Origin of the sequence: Lelliottia nimipressuralis (assembly GCF_041464075.1) — a bacterium.
Taxonomy (GTDB): domain Bacteria; phylum Pseudomonadota; class Gammaproteobacteria; order Enterobacterales; family Enterobacteriaceae; genus Enterobacter; species Enterobacter nimipressuralis.
Genome location: NZ_CP167172.1, coordinates 1,882,366 through 1,901,930, shown reverse-complemented (window position 1 = coordinate 1,901,930; position 19,565 = coordinate 1,882,366). Strand labels below are relative to the sequence as shown.

The window sequence follows — 19,565 nt, the reverse complement described above, 5'->3', positions numbered from 1 at the left end:
TGCCGATGAAGCAAAAAATTCTGAGAACTTCCATGAACAAAACTGACGAACTTCGCACAGCGCGTATCGAAAGTCTGGTGACGCCCGCCGAACTGGCCCAGCGCCATCCTGTCTCCGCAAGCGTGGCGGAACACGTGACAGCGTCACGTCGACGCATTGAAAAAATCCTCAACGGTGAAGACCGCCGTTTACTGGTGATTATTGGTCCCTGCTCCATTCACGATCTTGATGCGGCGATGGAGTACGCTCAGCGCCTGAAAGTGCTGCGCGATAAGCACCAGGATCGCCTTGAAATCGTGATGCGCACCTATTTTGAAAAGCCGCGCACCGTGGTGGGCTGGAAAGGTCTGATCTCCGATCCTGATCTGAACGGCAGCTACCGTGTGAACCACGGTATCGAGCTGGCGCGTAAACTGCTTTTGCAGGTCAACGAGCTGGGCGTGCCGACCGCGACCGAGTTTCTGGATATGGTGACCGGGCAGTTTATCGCCGATCTCATCAGTTGGGGGGCCATCGGGGCTCGCACCACGGAGAGCCAGATCCACCGCGAGATGGCCTCGGCGCTCTCCTGCCCGGTGGGCTTTAAGAATGGCACCGATGGCAATACGCACATCGCGGTAGACGCCATTCGCGCCTCGCGCGCCAGCCATATGTTCCTCTCGCCGGATAAAAACGGCCAGATGACGATCTACCAGACCAGCGGCAACCCGTACGGCCATATCATCATGCGCGGCGGTAAAAAACCGAACTACCACGCGGAAGATATCGCGGCGGCGTGCGATACGCTGCACGAGTTTGATCTGCCCGAGCATCTGGTGGTGGATTTCAGCCACGGCAACTGTCAGAAACAGCATCGTCGCCAGCTGGACGTGTGCGATGAGATTTGCCAGCAGATCCGCAGCGGGTCCACCGCAGTGGCCGGGATTATGGCCGAGAGCTTCCTGAAAGAAGGCACGCAGAAGGTGGTGGCCGGTCAGCCGATCGTTTACGGCCAGTCGATTACCGATCCGTGTCTGAGCTGGGAAGATAGCGCGTTGCTGCTGGAAAAACTGGCGGCAGCGGTCGATACCCGGTTCTGATCTCCCTGCCCCATTGTGCCGGGTGGCGCTCTGCTTACCCGGCCTCTCCTCGTCTCTGCATAACGTCCTCAATCCGCAAGAATTGATCTCGTCACAAAATTTTCACAAAAACGCTTGCCGTGAAATTTCACTTTGTTGATAATGATTATCATTGTTACATTGATTGTTATTTATAAACACTATGTCACGCATTACTAACAGCACGGCAACGCGCGTACAAGAAGACACACAGCCAAAACCTGCTCCCCTGGAACGTCGTATCGACAGCAAGACTCTGCTGGGCGACGAGGGACGGGTCATTATTGAGCATGACGGCCAGCACTACCTGCTGCGCCAGACACATGCCGGAAAACTGATTCTCACTAAATAAACAATACCCAAACTATTCGCCAGCCACCCAGGTGATCCCCAGGCAGCCAGCGCTTTCGATTTCCAAATGGAGAGTTGCTATGCCATACCTGCATTCCGCGTCTTTGCGCCCCTCGCTGCTGGCGCTGGCCGTTGTCAGTGCCCTGCCGGGCGCTGCGTTTGCCGCCTCAGAAGAGATGACCGTCACCGCCACGGGTAACGCCCGTAGCACCTTTGAAGCGCCAATGATGGTCAGCGTGATCGACGCGACCTCCCCTGATAAACAGACTGCCAGCTCTGCCGCCGACCTGCTGCGCAATGTCCCAGGCATTACGCTCGACGGCACAGGGCGCACCAACGGTCAGGACGTGAACCTGCGCGGATACGATCGCCGTGGCGTGCTGGTGCTGGTGGATGGCGTGCGTCAGGGGACTGACACCGGCCACCTGAACAGCACCTTCCTCGATCCTGCGCTGATCAAACGCATCGAAGTGGTACGCGGCCCGTCGGCCCTGCTCTACGGCAGCGGCGCAATGGGCGGCGTGATCTCCTATGACACCGTCGATGCCAAAGATCTGCTCGAAAACGGTAAAAACAGCGGTTTCCGCGTCTTCGGCACCGGTGCCACGGGCGATCACAGCATTGGCATGGGTGCCAGCGCGTTTGGTCGTACCGATACGCTGGATGGCCTGGTGGCCTGGTCCAGCCGCGATCGCGGGGATTTACGTCAGAGCGACGGGTCCACCGCGCCTAACGACGAATCTATCAACAACATGCTGGCGAAAGGCAGCTGGAAAATCGACAGCGCCCAGACCCTGGGGGGTGCCCTGCGCTACTACAATAACGCCGCGCAGGAGCCTAAAAACCCGCAGACCCTCGATGCGGATGACAGCAGCAACCCGATGACCGACCGTTCCACCATCCAGCGCGACGCCCAGCTCTCATACGCTCTCGCGCCGGAGGGGAACGACTGGCTGAATGCCAACGCGAAAGTGTACTGGTCTGAGGCACGCATTAACGCCCAGAACGTCGACCGCACCGCTGAATTCCGCAAGCAGACGACCAAAGGCGGGAAAGTCGAGAACCGCACGCGCCTGTTCCCCGACTCCTTCGCCTCGCATCTGCTGACCTACGGCGGGGAGTATTACCGTCAGGAGCAGAACCCAGGCGGATCTACCACCGGCTTCCCGGACGCGAAAATCGACTTCAGCTCCGGCTGGCTGCAGGACGAAATCACCCTGCGCGACCTGCCGGTGACCCTCCTCGGCGGTACGCGCTATGACAACTACCGTGGCAGCAGCGACGGTTACGAAGATGTGGATGCCGATAAATGGTCATCTCGCGCGGGCTTAACCGTGACGCCAGCCGACTGGCTGATGCTGTTCGGCTCCTACGCGCAGGCGTTCCGCGCACCGACGATGGGCGAGATGTATAACGATTCCAAACACTTCTCCATCGGCAGCTTCTACACCAACTACTGGGTGCCGAACCCGAATCTGCGCCCGGAAACCAACGAAACGCAGGAGTACGGTTTTGGCCTGCGCTTTGACGACCTGATGCTTGCCAACGATGAACTGGAGTTCAAAGCCAGCTACTTCGACACCAAGGCAAAAGATTACATCTCCACCACCGTCGACTTTGCGGCCGCCACCACCATGTCCTATAACGTACCCAACGCCAAAATCTGGGGCTGGGACGTGATGGCGAAATACTCGGCTGATCTGTTCAGCCTGGACATGGCCTACAACCGCACGCGCGGGAAAGACACCGATACGGGCGAATACATCTCCAGCATTAACCCGGATACCGTCACCAGCAAACTGAACGTACCGGTGGCGCAAAGCGGCTTCTCCGTGGGCTGGATCGGCACCTTCGTCGATCGCTCCACGCACATCAGCAGCTCATACAGCAAGCAGCCAGGCTACGCGGTGAATGACTTCTACGTCAGCTATCAGGGTCAGGAGCAGTTGAAAGGCGTCACCACCACGCTGGTGCTCGGCAACGCCTTTGACAAAGAGTACTGGTCCCCGCAGGGCATCCCGCAGGATGGACGCAACGGCAAGATTTTCGTCAGTTATCAGTGGTAATCACCTTGCCCCGGCTCGCCGGGGCGCTTATCTGGAAGGAAGAGACAATGAATCACTACATACGCTGGATTGAGCTAAAAGAACAAAACCCTGGCAAATACGCACGCGACATCGCCGCCATGATGGGCATCAGCGAAGCCGAACTGACTTCCGCGCGCGTGGGCCACGACGCCTGGCGCCTGCATGGTGAAGTGCGTGAGATCCTCAGCGCGCTCGAAGCGGTAGGCGAAACCAAGTGCATTTGCCGCAACGAATACGCGGTACATGAGCAGGTCGGAAGCTTTACCAATCAGCATCTCAGCGGCCACGCCGGGCTGGTGCTGAACCCGGGTGCGCTCGATCTGCGCCTGTTCCTGAATCAGTGGGCCTACGTGTTCCACATCAGCGAAGCCACCGCGCGCGGCGAGCGCCAGAGCATTCAGTTCTTTGACCATCAGGGCGATGCGCTGCTGAAGGTCTACACCACCGACAACACCGATGTCTCTGCGTGGGGTGATGTTTTGACCCGTTTTATCTTTGCCGATAACCCGCCGCTGGCGCTGAAAGCCGCCGATGCAGTGGCTCACGCCGCTGAAGTGGACGGAAATACGGTGGACAGCGAATGGCGGGCGATGACCGACGTACATCAGTTCTTCAGCCTGCTGAAGCGCCATAACCTGAGCCGTCAGCAGGCGTTCCGCCTGGTCGGTGACGATCTGGCCTGCAAAGTGGACAACAGCGCGCTGGGGCAACTGCTGGAAACTGCGCGTCAGGATGGCAACGAGATCATGATTTTTGTCGGTAACCGTGGCTGCGTGCAGATCTTCACCGGCGTCGTGCAAAAACTGGTCCCGATGAAAGGCTGGCTGAACATCTTTAACCCGACCTTCACCCTGCATCTGCTGGAGGAGACCATCGCCGAGACCTGGGTCACGCGTAAACCGACCGCCGACGGGCACGTCACCAGTCTGGAGCTGTTTGCCGCAGACGGTACGCAAATCGCCCAGCTTTACGGCCAGCGTACCGAAGGCCAGCCGGAACAAACCCAGTGGCGCGCGCAGATCGACGCGCTGGCGCCAAAAGGGCTGGCCGCATGAGAAAACTGCTTGCCCTGATTGTCGCGCTGCCGCTAACGGCTTTTGCCGCTGCGCAGGAGAAAATTGTCTCGCTGGGCGGTGACGTGACGGAGATTGTCTACGCCCTGGGCGCAGAGTCATCGCTCGTCGCCCGCGACAGCACCAGCCAGTGGCCGCAACCGGCCACTGCGCTGCCGGACGTGGGCTATCTGCGTCAGTTGAACGCCGAAGGGATTCTGGCGATGCGCCCGACGCTGGTGCTGGCAAGTGCGCAGGCTCAGCCGTCGCTGGCGCTCAAACAGGTCGAGCAGAGCAATGTCCGGGTCGTCACCGTGCCGGGCAGTAACGATCTCAGCGTCATCGACGAAAAGGTGCGGGTGATTGCTGAAGCGACCCATCGTGTTGAGCAGGGAGATGCCCTGCGTAAAAACCTGCGTCAGGCACTGGCGGCGCTGCCGTCGTCACCGCTCAATAAACGGGTGCTGTTCATTCTCAACCACGGCGGGATGACCGCCATGGCGGCGGGCCAGCAGACCGGCGCGGATGCGGCGATCCGCGCCGCCGGGTTAAAGAATGCGATGCAGGGTTTTGCGCGCTATCAGCCCCTTTCGCAGGAGGGTGTGATTGCCAGCCAGCCGGATCTGGTAGTGATTTCGCAGGACGGCGTGAGCGCGATGGGTGGCGAAGACAATCTGTGGAAACTGCCAGGCCTGGCGCAAACCCCGGCGGGCAAAAATAAGCAGGTGTTACAGATTGACGACATGGCGCTGCTCGGGTTTAGCGTGCGCACCCCACAGGCGATTCAGCAGCTGCGCGACAAAGCGGAGCAACTCCCCTGATGCCTCGCCGGATCACCCTCTCCCTGTGGGGGCTGGCGTTGACGCTGGCCCTGATGACGCTGCTGGCGACCGGTTTTGGCGCGTTGCGCCTGCCGGTCACCCTGCTGTGGAACGGCTCCGACGACGCGCTGCGCCAGATCTGGTTCACCATTCGCCTCCCCCGCGTGCTGCTGGCGCTGGTGATTGGCGGATCGCTGGCGCTGGCGGGCTGTGTGATGCAGGGGCTGTTTCGTAACCCGCTCGCCGACCCCGGTCTGCTGGGTATCAGCAGCGGTGCGGCCTGCGCCGTGGCGCTGTGGGTGGTATTACCCGTCACGCTGCCAGCGCTGCTGATGCTTTACGCCCCGATGCTGGCGGCGTTCCTTGGCGCGCTGGCGGCGACACTGGTCATTTTTCTGCTCAGCCAGCAGCGTGACAGTTCCCTTTCGCGCCTGCTGCTGGTAGGCATTGCCATCAACGCCCTGTGCGGTGCGGCGGTTGGCGTGTTGTCGTGGGTCAGCAATGATGCGCAGCTCCGCCAGTTGTCCCTGTGGGGGATGGGCAGTCTGGGGTCGGCGCAGTGGTCGACGCTGCTGGCCGTCACCTCGCTGATGATCCCGACGGTGCTGATTATCTGGCGGTTAGCGGGTGCGCTGAATTTGCTGCAGCTGGGCGACGAAGAGGCGCACTACCTGGGGGTGGACGTCCGCGTGGTACAGCGTATTTTGCTGCTGTGTAGCGCGTTGCTGGTCGCCTCTGCGGTCGCCGTCAGCGGCGTGATCGGCTTTATCGGTCTGGTGGTTCCGCATCTGATGCGCATGTGGCTGGGATCGGATCATCGCGCGGTGATCCCCGGTTCGGTGCTGGCGGGCGCATTTTTACTGCTGATCGCCGACACTCTCGCCCGGACGGCCGTCGCCCCTGCGGAGATGCCGGTCGGCCTGCTGACCAGTCTCCTTGGCGCCCCCTGGTTCCTGTGGCTCATATTTCGTCGCGGAGGACAGCATGGCTGAACAATTTAGCGCGCGGGCACTGACTTACCGCACAGCAGAAAAGACCGTGATTCGTGAGGTGTCGCTCTCGCTGGAGCCGGGTGAACTGGTGGCGCTGATCGGCCCTAATGGCGCAGGGAAATCGACGCTGCTGCGTCTGCTGACCGGCTTTCTGAAACCCGCGTCGGGAGAGTGCGTGCTGAACGGGAGATCGCTGGAGGCCTGGAGTACGCAGACGCTGTCCCGCCATCGCGCGGTGATGCGCCAGCAGACCCAGCTGGGCTTCGACTGGCCGGTTGAAGCGGTCATCGGCATGGGACGTGCGCCCTGGACGCCGCAGCCGGAAGGCGCAGTGATCCATCAGGTGATGCAGATAACCGGCTGTCTGCCGCTGGCGGGAAGGCGCTACGCCTCTCTGTCGGGCGGTGAGCAGCAGCGGGTGCAACTTGCCCGCGCGCTAGCGCAGTTATGGTGCGACGGCGCGCCGCGCGGCTGGCTGTTTCTCGATGAACCGACTTCGGCGCTGGACCTTTATCACCAGCAGCATTTGCTGCGCCTGATGAAATCCTTAACCGCGCAGGGCGATCTGCACGTCTGCGTGGTGCTGCACGATCTCAATCTGGCCGCCCTGTGGGCCGACCGGATTGTGTTATTGCACGAAGGAGAGATTGTGTCGCAGGGGTCGCCGGAAAGCGTGTTACGCGCCGGGGATCTGGCGCGCTGGTACGGGGCGCAGGTGCACGTGGGCCAGCATCCGGTGAATGCGGCCCCGCAGGTGTTTCTCGCGCCTTAGCTTGAACAACTCACTTCCAGCCGCTTGCCCCAGTCCGGTGGGCGGCTGACATAATCATCGCTGCGATCCGCAAACGGCGTGCGTAGGGCATCGTGCAGACGGTGCAGCTCTGCGTAATCCCCCTGCTCTGCTTGCTCAATCGCCCGCTGCGCCAGCCAGTTGCGCAGAACCATCGCCGGATTAACGGCTTTCATCTGCGCCTGACGGTCGTCGTCCTGAATTTCCTCGCGCTGCAAGCGCTCACGGTATGTGACAAGCCAGCTGTCAAAAGCCGCTCTGTCGATAAACTCATCGCGCAGCGGCGAGGCGGCACTTTGCTGTTCCGTCTGACTCAGCATACGGAAAGTACGGGTGTAGTCGCTCCCCTCTCGGGCCATCAGCGCAAACAGGGCATTCAGAATATCGTTATCGCCCTTCTCCTGCGTCGTCAGCCCCAGCTTGCGGCGCATCAGCTTTCCGTATTCCTGCATCAGAACCTCCTGATAGAGATCCAGCGCATCGTTCAGGGCTTCCACATCAATAAACGGCGACAGAGACTGGGCGAGGCGCTGCAGATTCCACAGGCCTACCGCAGGCTGATTTTCAAAGCTGTAGCGCCCCTGATGGTCCGAGTGATTGCAGATAAAATCTGGCTGATAGTCATCAAGGAAACCGTACGGGCCGTAATCCATGGTCAGGCCCAGGATCGACATGTTATCGGTGTTCATCACGCCATGGGCAAAGCCGACGGTTTGCCAGCAGGCCATCAGCGACGCGGTGCGCGCCACGACATCACGGAACCACAGGATGTATTTGTCCGCGTCATCCTGCCAGTGCGGCCAGTGATGACGAATGACAAAATCTGCCAGCTGGCGGACTTTTTCCTGCTCGCGGCGATAGTAAAAGTGCTCGAAATGGCCGAAACGGACGTGGCTTTGCGCGATGCGCATCAGCATCGCGCCCGGCTCGTAGGTTTCGCGGGCAATCTGCGTATCGCTGGTCACGATGGATAAGGCGCGCGTGGTGGGGATACCAAGCGCATGCATCGCTTCTGAGGCGAGGCTTTCACGGATCGTCGAGCGCAGCACCGCGCGCCCGTCGCCCATGCGGGAATAAGGCGTCAGTCCGGCCCCTTTCAGGTGCCAGTCGACGGTCTGGCCGTTCGCAAGCTGCTGTTCACCCAGCAGAATGCCGCGACCGTCGCCGAGCTGACCGGCCCAGACGCCAAACTGATGACCGCTGTAGACCTGTGCCAAAGGCTGCATGCCCGGAAGCAGCGCTTCGCCGCCCCAGACGCCAGCGCCGGTCGCGGGCTGGAATAGCGATGGCGGAATGCCTAACGCGCTGGCAAGGCTGTCGTTGTGCCAGATGAGCCGGGCGTTGGTCAGCGGCGTTGGATTAAGTGCGGTGTAGAAATCTGGCAGTTCATCGTGCCAGTGAGCAGTAAAAGACAGGGTCATAAGTCCTCCTGCCTCTAGTGTAGAGGGTTTACCCGTGCTTAAACACGGGCGAATGGCAGGGTTATCGTTGAACGAGCGTGGTGACCTGACTCGCGGGGACTGCGGACCACAAATTCCCTTGCATGGCACTAAAACGGAAAGGCATCACCCGTCGCAGAACCTCTTCATCATCCACTCCCGCGATCATCACCGACAGGCAGTACGGCGAGATTTGTGCAAGGATCGCGCGCATAAATGGCTCGAAGGAAAACTCCGCGACACGCTGCTGGATAAACCCTTTATCCAGCGCAACACGGGTAAACAGCCCGTCAAAAATGGCTTTATTCGACGCGGCACCGGCACCGTAGTCGGCCAGCACCATCGGAAAATGGATCGCCATTCTCGCCAGCATGAGATCATCTTTGCCGTTATTTAAACCGGGATAATTCTCATTAACCGTGAACTCAAGAAAAGGATAACGATCTAATATTGCCCCGGCATTTCTGTCCGTTAAAAGATACTCACTAATGACCGGCGTAATATTTATCCATGCAATAAGCTGATGCTGCACAAAAAAAAGTTTGCAGGAATCCAGCAGGTCGAGTTTCTCTTTAAACAGCGTTAACTCGTCTTCTGCAGTGAGATGCGGCTTCACCAGCTCAGTAGGGATGCGGACGTCAGACCCCACGCTAACAAAGTTAGCCAGGATCTCTAAACCCTGTAGCTCCCCTGCGATATTGCGCGCCGGGAGTAATAACAGTTCAGATTGATAAGGATTATTCAGGGTGACAATCATAGAGCCTGCCCCGCGTTAACGACGATATCTTGCATCCTGGAGCAACGGCTAAAACAATTCAACTTTATTGATTTTAATAGAGTTAATTTCATTCTTTCCTTTTATATTTTAAGATTTTTCCCTCAATCTAAAAATAATCTTATCCTGGATATCAAATAATATCCAGTATTCACGAATTCAGGGACTTACAGAATTAATTAATGTTACGTAATGTATCAAAACAGCAATGAGTCAGAAAACAGCGCGACTTAACCAAAATCGCGCTTAAGAAAGAAGAGAGTGCGGCTATATACGGCGCGCCTGCCAGAAGTTTTTCCGCCAGTAAACATTATCTAAGGAAGACCTCATCACACCGCGACTGGTCGAGGCGTGAATAAACTGGTTGTCGGTATCATAAATGCCAACATGTAAGCCACTTTCTCCCGAACCCGTTTTAAAGAATACCAGGTCACCGGGAAGCAGATCGTCTTTGTCTATTTCAGTGCCAATTTTGGCCTGCGTGCGGGTATCGCGCGGGAGTTGCAGATCGAATTTATCGCGGAATGTCATCAGCACAAAGCCAGAGCAATCCACCCCGCCCCGGCTCATGCCGCCATAGCGATAGGGTGTCCCGCGCCAGTTTTGCAACTGATCGTTCAGGTTGGCTATCACGGTTATTGAATCCGATAACCGCGGATTAGGGGGTGGCGCACGATGGCTACTGCATCCTGCAAGTAATAACATGCCCACGATCAGAAACCAGAATCGCATTTCCAGACGAATCCTCTGCTTTTTTTGTCCTTTCCGTAATTTAGCCTGTGATTACACAACCTTGCAAGAAACGCTTATTCCTGGACGGTAGAAATCAACATTCTGTGCCCTTCGATGTCCAGCCGCCGGAAAGGCATCCCGTATGCCGTCGCCAGATTGGGCGGTGTGAGCACGGTGTCACGCGGGCCGCTGGCGAGCAGTTTTCCGCGCGCCAAAAGCCACACGCGATGGGCGTGACGCAGCGTATGGTTCAGGTCATGGCTGCTCATCACCACGGCAATACCCCTGCCAGACAGCAGGCTGAGCTGCTTATCCAGCGCCGCCTGCTGGGCGACGTCCAGACTGCTCATCGGCTCATCCAGCAGCAGCAGACTACCGTGCGGGTTTCCCGCCGGATGGATTTGCAGAATCACCGCCGCAAGCCGCACGCGCTGCCACTCCCCGCCAGAAAGCTGGTTGACGTTGCGCGTAAGCTTATCAGTCAGCCCAAGTGCCCCGGTGAGGTCATCCAGAAGTGATGACGAGGATTTATCATGCTGATGCAGCGCCAGATAGTGCCAGACAGGCATGGCGAAGGGCGGCGTTTGCTGTTGCACCAGATAACTGCGCCGGTGCGCCAGCGACACAGGCGACCATTCATGAAGAGAATGTCCGTGTAAAACGATATCGCCCTCGCCTGACGTCAACCCGGCCATCCGCGCGAGCAATGTGCTTTTCCCTGCACCGTTTGGCCCCACGAGGTGCACGATCTCACCCGCACGGATTTCCGCGCTGACCGGTTCCAGTCTTCCCTTCTCCGCGACGCCCGCGAGCTGCATCAGCTGAGTCATTACTTCGCCAGCGCCAGTTTAATGGACTCCATGACGATCGGATCTTCCGGCGTCATATCCGGTGCGAAGCGCTGCACCACCTGACCATCACGGCCAATCAGGAATTTTTCGAAGTTCCACAAGATATCGTCTGGATAGAGCGGCGCGCGTCCTTTGCTCGCCATCCGCTCGTAGAAACCGCTGCCTTCCGGCGCAACGGCAGCAGGCGCTGCGGCGATCAGTTTTTCATACAGCGGATGGCGGTTTTCGCCGTTGACGTCGATTTTGCTGAACATCGGGAATGTCACGCCATAAGTGGTGCTGCAAAAGGTTTTGATCTCGTCTTCGCTGCCCGGCTCCTGACCCAGGAACTGGTTGCAGGGGAATCCGAGGACCACAAATCCGTCTTTTTCCCAGGCTTTCTGGATGTTCTCCAGCTGTTCGTACTGCGGCGTCAGACCACATTTCGAGGCGACGTTGACCACCAGCAGAACCTTACCTTTGTAACTTTCAAGCGTGGTGTTCTCGCCATCAATGGTTGTGACTTCGGTATTCAAAATATCGTACTGCATAGCGTCCCCTTAGATTGTCTTACGGTTGGGCGGATCTAACGTCCGGCCTTTAATAGTAGCCAGATAAGAGCCTAGCTCAACTAATCTTTTGTGAATCATAATTTTACATACAATCCAATAGATTAGCTTCTTCTGCAACGGACAATATCAGAGAATAACGGAAAGCATCTTGCCCCTTTTGATGCCCCCGCATCACATTTTGCCCCCAAATTTGCCCCCAAAATTCTTTGCATTAGCTTAGCAGTCTTTGTCCCTGCCCTATACTTTCAGTCTGAAATCTGGCTGGAGGTTTCTATGTGTGGACGCTTTGCACAAGCTCAAACTCGCGAAGAATATCTGGCATACCTGGCAGACGAAGCCGATCGCGATATCGCTTATGACCCGGAACCGATCGGCCGGTATAACGTGGCGCCAGGCACTAAAGTTTTGTTGCTGAGCGAACGTGATGAGCTGCTGCATCTCGATCCAGTGTTCTGGGGTTACGCGCCCGGGTGGTGGGATAAACCTCCACTGATAAACGCGCGCGTGGAGACGGCTGCCACCAGCAGAATGTTTAAACCACTCTGGCAGCATGGCCGGGCGATTTGCTTTGCTGATGGGTGGTTTGAATGGAAGAAGGAAGGCGACAAGAAACAGCCCTACTTCATTCACCGGGCCGACGGTCAGCCGATTTTTATGGCAGCAATCGGCAGCACACCGTTCGAACGCGGCGATGAGGCGGAGGGTTTTCTGATTGTGACGTCTGCGGCTGATAAGCGACTTGTCGATATTCACGATCGTCGGCCATTGGTTCTGACGCCAGACGCGGCCAGAGAATGGATGAAGCAGGATGTTGGCGGCAAGGAAGCGGAGGAAATCATTGTCGACGGTGCCGTGCCAGCAGATAAGTTTATCTGGCACGCTGTCACTCGAGCCGTGGGAAATCCGAGAAATCAGGGGCCGGAATTAATCTCGGCTGAGATATGATGCACAAAAACAACCTGCTCTCGTATGCTGTCAGCGACAAGCGAACATACCTTTCAAGTCTATCGGTACGATAGTGACCTCGCTTTACTAACAAGTATGTTAGTTTGTGAGAACTATTTCGGCGTATAGGTGGTGCTATGGGTGTTGAATTTCACATAACGAGAGCTGAATTTTGGGCAGATAATGACGATGAACAGATCACGGCTGAGGAATGGCTCGATTACATTAACAGTGATAATGAATTAAGCAGATATATAATAAACGGTGATTACCACGCCTTGTGGTCTGGTCCCTCTTTGCACGGAGAGCCATGGCTTGATTGGAGCGCAGGTAATATCTATACCAAATGGCCAGACACATACCTTTACAGAAAGATGCTGGAGATTGCAAAGCACCTTAATGCCTTGGTAATGGATGATGATGGTACGATTTACAGTAACGAATCACAGTGGGAATACGATCCGTCAACTAACACTTAAAGTCCGATGTTGGCTTGGAGCGGAAGAACTCACACAGCAGAAGGTCCGCTCAAAGCGAAAAGCAGAAGTTCCACTCTTACACCCTCAGTTATATGCCGAATCATTAACATTATCGTGCTGAAATCCACTCAGCTTTGCTGTATGGGTGACCAGGGTAACTTAAGCACAGTATCTGAGCTGTGTAGGTTTTACCTGCCATAAGACGCAATATTGGGCATATGGTCTTCAATCTCAGATTCAAGCTCACTTACTTATTTATCTACCGTCAGCGGTAGTTCTTCCATACTTGCGCCACCGTTCAGCCGGAATGTGATAGTGATTATTTTCGGCAATGAAGTGGGTTCCATGCCACACCACTTATTCATTGCACGGATCGTTTCTCTTTCAAACACATCAGCTGGCTGCGCTGATATGATTTTGATATTTTCCGCACACCCTTTTGTATCCACAGTGTATGAAGCCCTTACAACCCCCTCAATCCGGCCAGCCTGTGCTTTTACAGGATAATAGGGCAGGTCCCAGGTGGATGATTTAGCTGCCTTTATGTCTCCTGTCACATGTTCCTGACCCGACTGTGTCTGATTGTAAGCACATCCGGGTGCCAGCATAGCCAGCGTTATAGCCATCGTTAAACGTTTCATTCTTTCCCTTGATTAAGTAGCCACCAGAAGCGACTCCAGCAAAATGAATACAAACGTATCATAAACGACTCGATAACAATTCAGGTTATTAAAATTGTGCATGGTCATCGCCAACAAATACAAGGATGCACCAACAACTGCAACAGTATCTGCACGCAGATGCTGTGACCCAGGCGGCGCAGATTTACGATTGTATTCAGTAGTAAGCTGCAAATGCGAGGAGTAATACCAGGCAAAAAAAGAATGTCGCCATTCCACACTTGCAATGAAGATCACGTTTGTTGCAACAAGCTATATATCAATTAAACATCCCCCTCAGGCACGAAGCGGACGATCTGCTGGAGCCGAAGGTCTGCAATGAGCGAGGAGCGGAAGTTCGCATTTGTCATGACCGCCGGGATGCAAGACTAACATTGGGGCGTAATAATCAACGAGGATCAGTTCAAGCCTATTTCATCCCTTGATTTTTTCATTTCCTGTATGGCCTTAAGGTGGCTCGCTCAGTTTTCGTTTCGCTGAAAGCGCATGCGGATGTTGCCGTGATAACGTTCTTGGATCGAATAAGTCATATGTAACTTAATGAGGTAAGGGTTTTCCGGCACCGGCCTGCCACTCAGGGTGATGATATCCCCCTTGGTACTCTCCGCTATCGAAAGATGGTCAAAATAGGTGTCGTCCGTCAGAATAGCGCAATGCAGATCTAGCCAAGGAGCGAAAATCAGCCGACAGAGGCCTTTACTCGTTTTCAGGTATTTATTGTCAGACTTATCAAAGCTCAACATGGCATCTACCGCCGCTGAATTCTCATAGTACCAAGCCTGATACTCATCGAAGAACGCTCTACCAGAAACTACCAGTTTACTGCCATTGTCGACAGTATCACTTTCACATACGAAAGTGAGGATATCTGCAAAATGGGCTACCTGCATAGTGCATTCCGCGTCGCGACGCAACTGCGTTGAAAGAACGTCGTTCCAAATTATTTGCAGTGCGTTATCAGCCCAATAGCTGTCTTCATTATGTATTGGTGAGGTTTTTATCCCTCTGGCATAATATTCTTTATCTGAGATTGAGATGACTGTCTTCTCTTCGAAGTCGTCAGTTTTATTACAGAACTGTGTACTGCTAAACAGTGTCGTCAGAAAGTGTGTTTTGAGTTTTTCTCGGAACAAAATCGAGACGTTATGACCAAGAATGACAAGACGATCCTCATCAATTTCGGCTTTCTCAATATCCTGACGCTTGCTCTGCACCACAGCATCGCAATATGCAGCAAGCGTCTGTTGAAACCGGTCCTTGCAGGCTCTGAAATCGTCATGATGGGGGAGCGCAAACTGAGTTTGTTGATCAGTATGTTCACGCATGGCGTTCAGAACATAGGCAACTTTCTCTTTTTCGCGGTAATCAAACATATCCCCTTCGAGAGATTGTTTAACCGTTTGTGAGACTTGGAAAGCCGAGCTCGACATCATGATTCCCAGTTGAACGAAAGCGGTGACGAGATCACCTACATCAGTGATCCGATTCCCCATATATACACGGCCGCTAATCATCGGCTTCCCATTCGCTGCCGAAAGTTCCCCGATTAGTCCCTCAAGCCAGCCAGGCTCTGACCCAAAATGGCGTCCTCCCCATAAATAGGTGCGCAGGTAAATATCAATGATTTGCTGCCCGGAGGTAATGGCCGGGAAGCAGTTGTCAAAGACCCCTGTTTTTTCAGTCAGAGAACCTGCTAATAGGGAATGGACAGCGCTTTCAACGTGGAGCTTGGGTTCTTCCGCTGCCTGGTGGATGAGAAATGCCGCCGTACACAACCGGATATCGACTAGGCCATTACGGTACGCCTGACCAGTGAGCGCCTTTGAGGGGATAGACGCTGGTGTGGAGAAGAAGTACTTCGCAACATCAATGTCATCGTCCAGACGCAGCTTATGGGCCCACCGGTGGAGCAGATCCAGTGCCCAATCTGCCGCAAACGTGTCACCGGAGCGGATTGCGGAAACGACAATGTGTGGCAGGGTCAGGAGATGTTTTCGCAGGGCATCATGAAAGATACGGTCATCGGGAAAACGAGTATTTCTATTCGCGATCACATCGAGCCAGCCTTCCCATAGTTCAACGAACTTCGTGACTAATCCTTCATAAACTTGACGCTGGCTGAGCGTCATTTTGAGGTGATTTGTGTGTCCCCAGTCCATCAGCGTTTCCCAGGCATAGCCGGTATACATGAGTCCCAGTTGATTTTCCCGTAAGGTTACCCTGTCTCTCATCCCGTAGATCATCTGGGGAATGCGCATACACCGGGCAAAAAAACGGTCACTGACCTCAGTTTTCAGCATCGCTTGTCTGAAGAGTAAATAGAGTTCTGTGTAAAATTTTTCGACAAAACTGTCGTCATAGACCCCGTCTTTTATCAGCAGCAGGTTATGGATCCCCTGCGGCGAAGAGTACTGAAAAACATTGAGCATACCGGAGAAGGCGCGGCACATGTTATGTACTGCTTCTTCAAAAGCATTAATATCCCCCTCACTCAGGGCATCATAAATATCACCGCTTATCCCCTTGACCAGTGCTTCTTGGTTGACCGGGAGGGATTTTCTTTCTCCGACCTTAAAACAGGCTCTCAGGAGCATCAGATATACATCCCCGATGTCTCCGTCTTTAATTTTGAAAATAGGTTGCCTGTCGTTGCCGGAAACTGCAACGTATCGGGGGGAGAACGCAAGACTGACATGCTGTTTTTTGTCAGCCAGTCGGGTATCCAGATGCTTCAGGATCAGTGTTAAAGGACGATACCAGATATCAAGGAGGTCAGATGAGGCCTCGTGCTTTTTGGTTATGGTCTGATAACCGTGTTCAGAATCATTATCGTGCAACCTGATGGCCTGAAATGCCCCGATATTCAGCATGCGGTAACGAACTGGTTGGCGAAGAAAACCCTGAAGAATGATATCCCGGATAGCGGGGATAAAGGCATCAGAAACCAGGTACCGAAACACCATCCGCTCCCGGCGGGCATCATGGAGCACACTGATGCTTTGTATGAAAAACCAGATGGAGAGTCCGATGTTAAGCAGCATCCAGAGAATGGCAATCCCACACAGGATGGCGTAGCTGTAATTACTGCTAAATGGGCGGATAAGGCTGCCAGCCAGAATGAAGGCTGACAGGGACAGGCCGCTGAGCCCCGCAAACATGAATCCTGAATAGCGCTGATAGGCAGCCTGAACAATCTTTCGTGTCGATTTTTTCTGAAAAATGACGCTGACCAATCCCACAACTAGCGGGTAAACAATACCAATAATGGTGAGCTGACCACCCAGCAAGCTTGTTTGCCAGTCAAAAAGCGTTTTCCATGCTGGGGCGTATTGCTCCGCCAGTGGCTTGATAGAGGGTTTTAAAAAATAAAGTAAGGTGAAAAGCGCTGCAAACCCTGAAAATAAAAGTCCGATAGATTTTATATAATGCGTCGAACAAAAGAGTATGACTTTTTCCAGGTGGCCCCAGCGGGCTTCCCGAAATGCGTCATGGGTGCGAAGGGTATCTCTGATCGCCCTATCCGTTCTGTAACGTGCGCTGCCCAGAATCCTTTTAAGCATATTATTCCTGTCAGTACAAAGTGTGTTCGTTTGCTACAGTGCCCTTCACCCGTGTTGTGCGGCTTTTATGGTGTGCTTTTGTGCTTTCGGAATGGAGGCACATTTGTTGATGAAAGTGTATCAGAGAAAAGAACGATATCGCAAAATTGGAGGCGAGGCCACTCACTGAGAAATACTGTTTGAAGGCGGGTTGTTACTAATTGAATTTAGCCATTTGAACAGATGGTGCACCTCGTCCGCTTCTGGCACGAAGCGGACAAATATATGCTTTGATTCTCATCGAACCCTAATAAGATCAGCGTATCTCGTCGTGTACCTCGGCGAGAGCATTTCACGCTTCATCTGCCACTGCTGCTGTATGCCCTGCCCAGCAAAGTAAAGCGTGCCCTTCCCGCCTTTAGCGTTCAACCGATCCAGCACCTCCATTAACCTGTCGCCACCGGCCCGCGGTGCGTTCTCGTCAAATAAATTGAGTTGGGCCACACCTTGGCTAAAAAAGTCTCCAAGCATGATCCCCGCTTTCTGATATCGGTGGCCATCCTTCCAGATTTTGTCCAGGCATTTTACCGCGGCGTTGATAATGTCGCGGGAATCCTGAGTTGGTGTGAGAAGCTTTATAGATGCACTGTTACCATAATACGGCTCGTTAAGCGCAAAGGGAGAGGTCTTCACGAACGCAGAGATAAAGCGGCAGTACTGATGTTCACCCCGAAGTTTTTCAGCACCACGGGCGGCATAGCTGCAGATAGCCTGGCGCATCTGTTCATACTCAGTAACGCGTTCACCGAACGACCTGCTGCAAACAATCTCCTGCTTCGCTGGGGCATACTCATCAAGATCGAGACAGGGTTCGCCGCGCAGCTCCCTGACCGTTCGCTCGAGCACGACATTAAAGTGTTTACGAATAATCCAGGTGCTTTGTTCTGAGAGGTCCAGAGCCGTTTTGATGCCCATAGCGTTAAGCTTTTTGCTTATGCGCCTACCGACGCCCCACACGTCCTCTACAGGCACGATAGCCAACAACCGACGCTGGCGATCGATATTAGATAAATCAACCACCCCGCCTGTCTGGCGCTGCCATTTCTTCGCAGCGTGATTTGCCAGCTTAGCGAGGGTTTTCGTCTGCGCGATACCAACCCCGACAGTCAAATGCGTACGCTTCAGAACCGTAGCTCGGATCTCCTTGCCGAACTCCGTCAGGTCCCGGCAGTTGCGAACACCAGTCAGGTCGCAAAAAGCTTCGTCGATACTGTAAATTTCGACGCGAGGGCTCATTTCCTCGAGCGTCGTCATTACCCGGTTCGACATATCAGCATACAGCTCATAGTTGCTGCTGAAGCATACAACGCCAGTGCGCCGGAAAAGCTCCTTTTGCTTGAAGAATGGCTCGCCCATGGTAATTCCAGCGGCTTTGGCCTCGGCGCTGCGCGCGATTACGCATCCATCATTGTTCGAGAGAACGACAACCGGGCGCCCTCTCAGGTCTGGCCTGAATACCGTCTCGCATGATGCATAGAACGAATTCACATCACAGAGAGCAAACATATTCAGCTCGCAGATTTAACGATGAAAGTCACGACGCCAAAAACGTCCAGGGTATCTTCACTGCCCACAATGATCGGGCTGTAAGCGCTGTTCATTGGGTTGAGTTGGACAGTCGGTCGAAGCTGCAGGCGTTTTACAGTGAACTCCCCTTCCACTGCGGCGATCACAATATCTCCATGATCTGCTGTGATGGAGCTATCCACCACCAGCAGATCACCATCACCAATTCCCGCATCGATCATCGAGTCCCCGGCAGCCTTCAGGAAGTAGGTTGAACTCGGGTGTTGGATCATCAATTCATTGAGATCGATACGTTGCTCGACGTAATCCGCTGCCGGGCTGGGAAATCCACATTGCACTAAGTCGCTGAAAAGCGGAATAGCAATGACCTCACGTAACTCTGCTGGTCTGTACAACTTCATAATGCACGCGTCGATACTGTTTTTATATACAGTAGTTTTGTTCAAGGCATTGATCAAGAGAGATGAGTGACTCCATCTGTTCAAAGCTTCATCACCACGTCTGTAAGTGGTTATCGACTTTGAGAATATCTCTTGTGTAAATTTTTCCAAAAAAGTGATGATGTATGGGTCTTACTTGAATGTGTTATCAGATTCACGGTATGACTGTTGTCTTCGCTTTGTTGATGAAACAGTACTGGTGCCGATTTTTATCTTGCACCTTCCATCTGAACTGTACTAAGTATGGCGGTGGCATCTTTTTCCAAATGCTGGCATTGAAATTATAGTTTTTGTTAGGCAAGACACTTTAAAAAAATATTATCTCTGCAACTCCTAATTATTAGGGATTGAAATTCT

Annotated in this window: 18 protein-coding genes; 9 read left to right on the top strand and 9 right to left on the bottom strand. The window is 54.2% G+C overall.

The annotated features are described in order from the left end of the window. The first annotated feature begins 32 nt into the window (after positions 1 to 32). The 7 genes from aroH to ACB496_RS08875 all read left to right on the top strand — a co-directional run bounded on the left by aroH (position 33) and on the right by ACB496_RS08875 (position 7,172). Positions 33 to 1,079, top strand: a complete 1,047-nt coding sequence (aroH, locus tag ACB496_RS08905) for a 3-deoxy-7-phosphoheptulonate synthase AroH (RefSeq protein WP_102103852.1) — start codon at positions 33 to 35, stop codon at positions 1,077 to 1,079. 181 nt (positions 1,080 to 1,260) lie between these two features. Continuing rightward, positions 1,261 to 1,449: a hemin uptake protein HemP gene (gene hemP / locus ACB496_RS08900; RefSeq protein ID WP_100780463.1), complete on the top strand. Its 189-nt coding sequence runs from the start codon at positions 1,261 to 1,263 to the stop codon at positions 1,447 to 1,449. Between the two features lie 79 nt (positions 1,450 to 1,528). After that, positions 1,529 to 3,514 (top strand): TonB-dependent hemoglobin/transferrin/lactoferrin family receptor, encoded by a 1,986-nt coding sequence (locus ACB496_RS08895; RefSeq protein ID WP_371975001.1) that lies wholly within the window; start codon positions 1,529 to 1,531, stop codon positions 3,512 to 3,514. Between the two features lie 47 nt (positions 3,515 to 3,561). Further along, on the top strand, positions 3,562 to 4,590 hold the full coding sequence (locus ACB496_RS08890) for a hemin-degrading factor (protein ID WP_107703730.1): 1,029 nt from the start codon (positions 3,562 to 3,564) through the stop codon (positions 4,588 to 4,590). Next, positions 4,587 to 5,408 (top strand): hemin ABC transporter substrate-binding protein, encoded by an 822-nt coding sequence (locus ACB496_RS08885; protein WP_107703731.1) that lies wholly within the window; start codon positions 4,587 to 4,589, stop codon positions 5,406 to 5,408. The genes ACB496_RS08890 and ACB496_RS08885 overlap by 4 nt, the downstream gene beginning before the upstream one ends. Then, positions 5,408 to 6,400 carry an iron ABC transporter permease gene (locus ACB496_RS08880; protein WP_107703732.1) on the top strand — a complete coding sequence of 331 codons (993 nt, stop codon included), beginning with the start codon at positions 5,408 to 5,410 and terminating at the stop codon, positions 6,398 to 6,400. Before ACB496_RS08885 ends, ACB496_RS08880 begins: the two co-directional genes overlap by 1 nt. Next, positions 6,393 to 7,172, top strand: a complete 780-nt coding sequence (locus ACB496_RS08875; protein WP_100780468.1) for a heme ABC transporter ATP-binding protein — start codon at positions 6,393 to 6,395, stop codon at positions 7,170 to 7,172. The genes ACB496_RS08880 and ACB496_RS08875 overlap by 8 nt, the downstream gene beginning before the upstream one ends. On the opposite strand, the gene selO is transcribed toward ACB496_RS08875, so the two are convergent. From selO to ACB496_RS08850, 5 genes are all read right to left on the bottom strand, one after another. Continuing rightward, on the bottom strand, positions 7,169 to 8,611 hold the full coding sequence (selO, locus tag ACB496_RS08870; protein WP_371975000.1) for a protein adenylyltransferase SelO: 1,443 nt from the start codon (positions 8,609 to 8,611) through the stop codon (positions 7,169 to 7,171). The genes ACB496_RS08875 and selO overlap by 4 nt on opposite strands. A gap of 61 nt (positions 8,612 to 8,672) precedes the next feature. Next, the gene (locus ACB496_RS08865) at positions 8,673 to 9,386 is read right to left on the bottom strand and encodes an EAL domain-containing protein (protein ID WP_100780470.1); all 714 of its coding nucleotides are present in this window, start codon (positions 9,384 to 9,386) and stop codon (positions 8,673 to 8,675) included. A 285-nt stretch (positions 9,387 to 9,671) separates the two neighbouring features. Then, positions 9,672 to 10,136, bottom strand: a complete 465-nt coding sequence (locus tag ACB496_RS08860; RefSeq protein ID WP_100780471.1) for a C40 family peptidase — start codon at positions 10,134 to 10,136, stop codon at positions 9,672 to 9,674. A gap of 74 nt (positions 10,137 to 10,210) precedes the next feature. Further along, positions 10,211 to 10,966 carry a vitamin B12 ABC transporter ATP-binding protein BtuD gene (gene btuD / locus ACB496_RS08855; RefSeq protein ID WP_248860055.1) on the bottom strand — a complete coding sequence of 252 codons (756 nt, stop codon included), beginning with the start codon at positions 10,964 to 10,966 and terminating at the stop codon, positions 10,211 to 10,213. Next, entirely contained in the window at positions 10,966 to 11,517 is a 552-nt protein-coding gene (locus tag ACB496_RS08850) for a glutathione peroxidase (RefSeq protein WP_107703737.1), read from the bottom strand. The genes btuD and ACB496_RS08850 overlap by 1 nt, the downstream gene beginning before the upstream one ends. Before the next feature lie 294 nt (positions 11,518 to 11,811). On the opposite strand from ACB496_RS08850, the gene ACB496_RS08845 reads away from it, so the two are divergent. Next, positions 11,812 to 12,483, top strand: a complete 672-nt coding sequence (locus ACB496_RS08845) for an SOS response-associated peptidase (protein WP_371974999.1) — start codon at positions 11,812 to 11,814, stop codon at positions 12,481 to 12,483. A 137-nt stretch (positions 12,484 to 12,620) separates the two neighbouring features. After that, positions 12,621 to 12,962 (top strand): hypothetical protein, encoded by a 342-nt coding sequence (locus ACB496_RS08840; RefSeq protein ID WP_371974998.1) that lies wholly within the window; start codon positions 12,621 to 12,623, stop codon positions 12,960 to 12,962. A gap of 251 nt (positions 12,963 to 13,213) precedes the next feature. On the opposite strand, the gene ACB496_RS08835 is transcribed toward ACB496_RS08840, so the two are convergent. The 4 genes from ACB496_RS08835 to ACB496_RS08820 form a co-directional block, all read right to left on the bottom strand. Next, positions 13,214 to 13,603, bottom strand: a complete 390-nt coding sequence (locus ACB496_RS08835) for a TonB family protein (RefSeq protein WP_371974997.1) — start codon at positions 13,601 to 13,603, stop codon at positions 13,214 to 13,216. Positions 13,604 to 14,103: 500 nt separating this feature from the next. Further along, on the bottom strand, positions 14,104 to 17,202 hold the full coding sequence (locus ACB496_RS08830; RefSeq protein WP_371974996.1) for a hypothetical protein: 3,099 nt from the start codon (positions 17,200 to 17,202) through the stop codon (positions 14,104 to 14,106). Positions 17,203 to 17,478: 276 nt separating this feature from the next. Further along, positions 17,479 to 18,747 (bottom strand): Y-family DNA polymerase, encoded by a 1,269-nt coding sequence (locus ACB496_RS08825; protein WP_371974995.1) that lies wholly within the window; start codon positions 18,745 to 18,747, stop codon positions 17,479 to 17,481. Between the two features lie 2 nt (positions 18,748 to 18,749). After that, a complete protein-coding gene (locus tag ACB496_RS08820) occupies positions 18,750 to 19,169 on the bottom strand; it encodes a translesion error-prone DNA polymerase V autoproteolytic subunit (RefSeq protein ID WP_107703741.1) in 420 nt (139 codons plus the stop codon). Between the last annotated feature and the right edge of the window lie 396 nt (positions 19,170 to 19,565).

Coding starts and splice junctions, on each gene's coding strand:
- ACB496_RS08865 (WP_100780470.1), bottom strand. CDS start 9,386: ATGATTGTCACCCTGAATAATCCTTATCAATCTGAACTGTTATTACTC.
- btuD (WP_248860055.1), bottom strand. CDS start 10,966: ATGACTCAGCTGATGCAGCTCGCGGGCGTCGCGGAGAAGGGAAGACTG.
- hemP (WP_100780463.1), top strand. CDS start 1,261: ATGTCACGCATTACTAACAGCACGGCAACGCGCGTACAAGAAGACACA.
- ACB496_RS08880 (WP_107703732.1), top strand. CDS start 5,408: ATGCCTCGCCGGATCACCCTCTCCCTGTGGGGGCTGGCGTTGACGCTG.
- ACB496_RS08845 (WP_371974999.1), top strand. CDS start 11,812: ATGTGTGGACGCTTTGCACAAGCTCAAACTCGCGAAGAATATCTGGCA.
- ACB496_RS08840 (WP_371974998.1), top strand. CDS start 12,621: ATGGGTGTTGAATTTCACATAACGAGAGCTGAATTTTGGGCAGATAAT.
- selO (WP_371975000.1), bottom strand. CDS start 8,611: ATGACCCTGTCTTTTACTGCTCACTGGCACGATGAACTGCCAGATTTC.
- ACB496_RS08825 (WP_371974995.1), bottom strand. CDS start 18,747: ATGTTTGCTCTCTGTGATGTGAATTCGTTCTATGCATCATGCGAGACG.
- aroH (WP_102103852.1), top strand. CDS start 33: ATGAACAAAACTGACGAACTTCGCACAGCGCGTATCGAAAGTCTGGTG.
- ACB496_RS08820 (WP_107703741.1), bottom strand. CDS start 19,169: ATGAAGTTGTACAGACCAGCAGAGTTACGTGAGGTCATTGCTATTCCG.
- ACB496_RS08835 (WP_371974997.1), bottom strand. CDS start 13,603: ATGAAACGTTTAACGATGGCTATAACGCTGGCTATGCTGGCACCCGGA.
- ACB496_RS08850 (WP_107703737.1), bottom strand. CDS start 11,517: ATGCAGTACGATATTTTGAATACCGAAGTCACAACCATTGATGGCGAG.
- ACB496_RS08830 (WP_371974996.1), bottom strand. CDS start 17,202: ATGCTTAAAAGGATTCTGGGCAGCGCACGTTACAGAACGGATAGGGCG.
- ACB496_RS08875 (WP_100780468.1), top strand. CDS start 6,393: ATGGCTGAACAATTTAGCGCGCGGGCACTGACTTACCGCACAGCAGAA.
- ACB496_RS08860 (WP_100780471.1), bottom strand. CDS start 10,136: ATGCGATTCTGGTTTCTGATCGTGGGCATGTTATTACTTGCAGGATGC.
- ACB496_RS08885 (WP_107703731.1), top strand. CDS start 4,587: ATGAGAAAACTGCTTGCCCTGATTGTCGCGCTGCCGCTAACGGCTTTT.
- ACB496_RS08895 (WP_371975001.1), top strand. CDS start 1,529: ATGCCATACCTGCATTCCGCGTCTTTGCGCCCCTCGCTGCTGGCGCTG.
- ACB496_RS08890 (WP_107703730.1), top strand. CDS start 3,562: ATGAATCACTACATACGCTGGATTGAGCTAAAAGAACAAAACCCTGGC.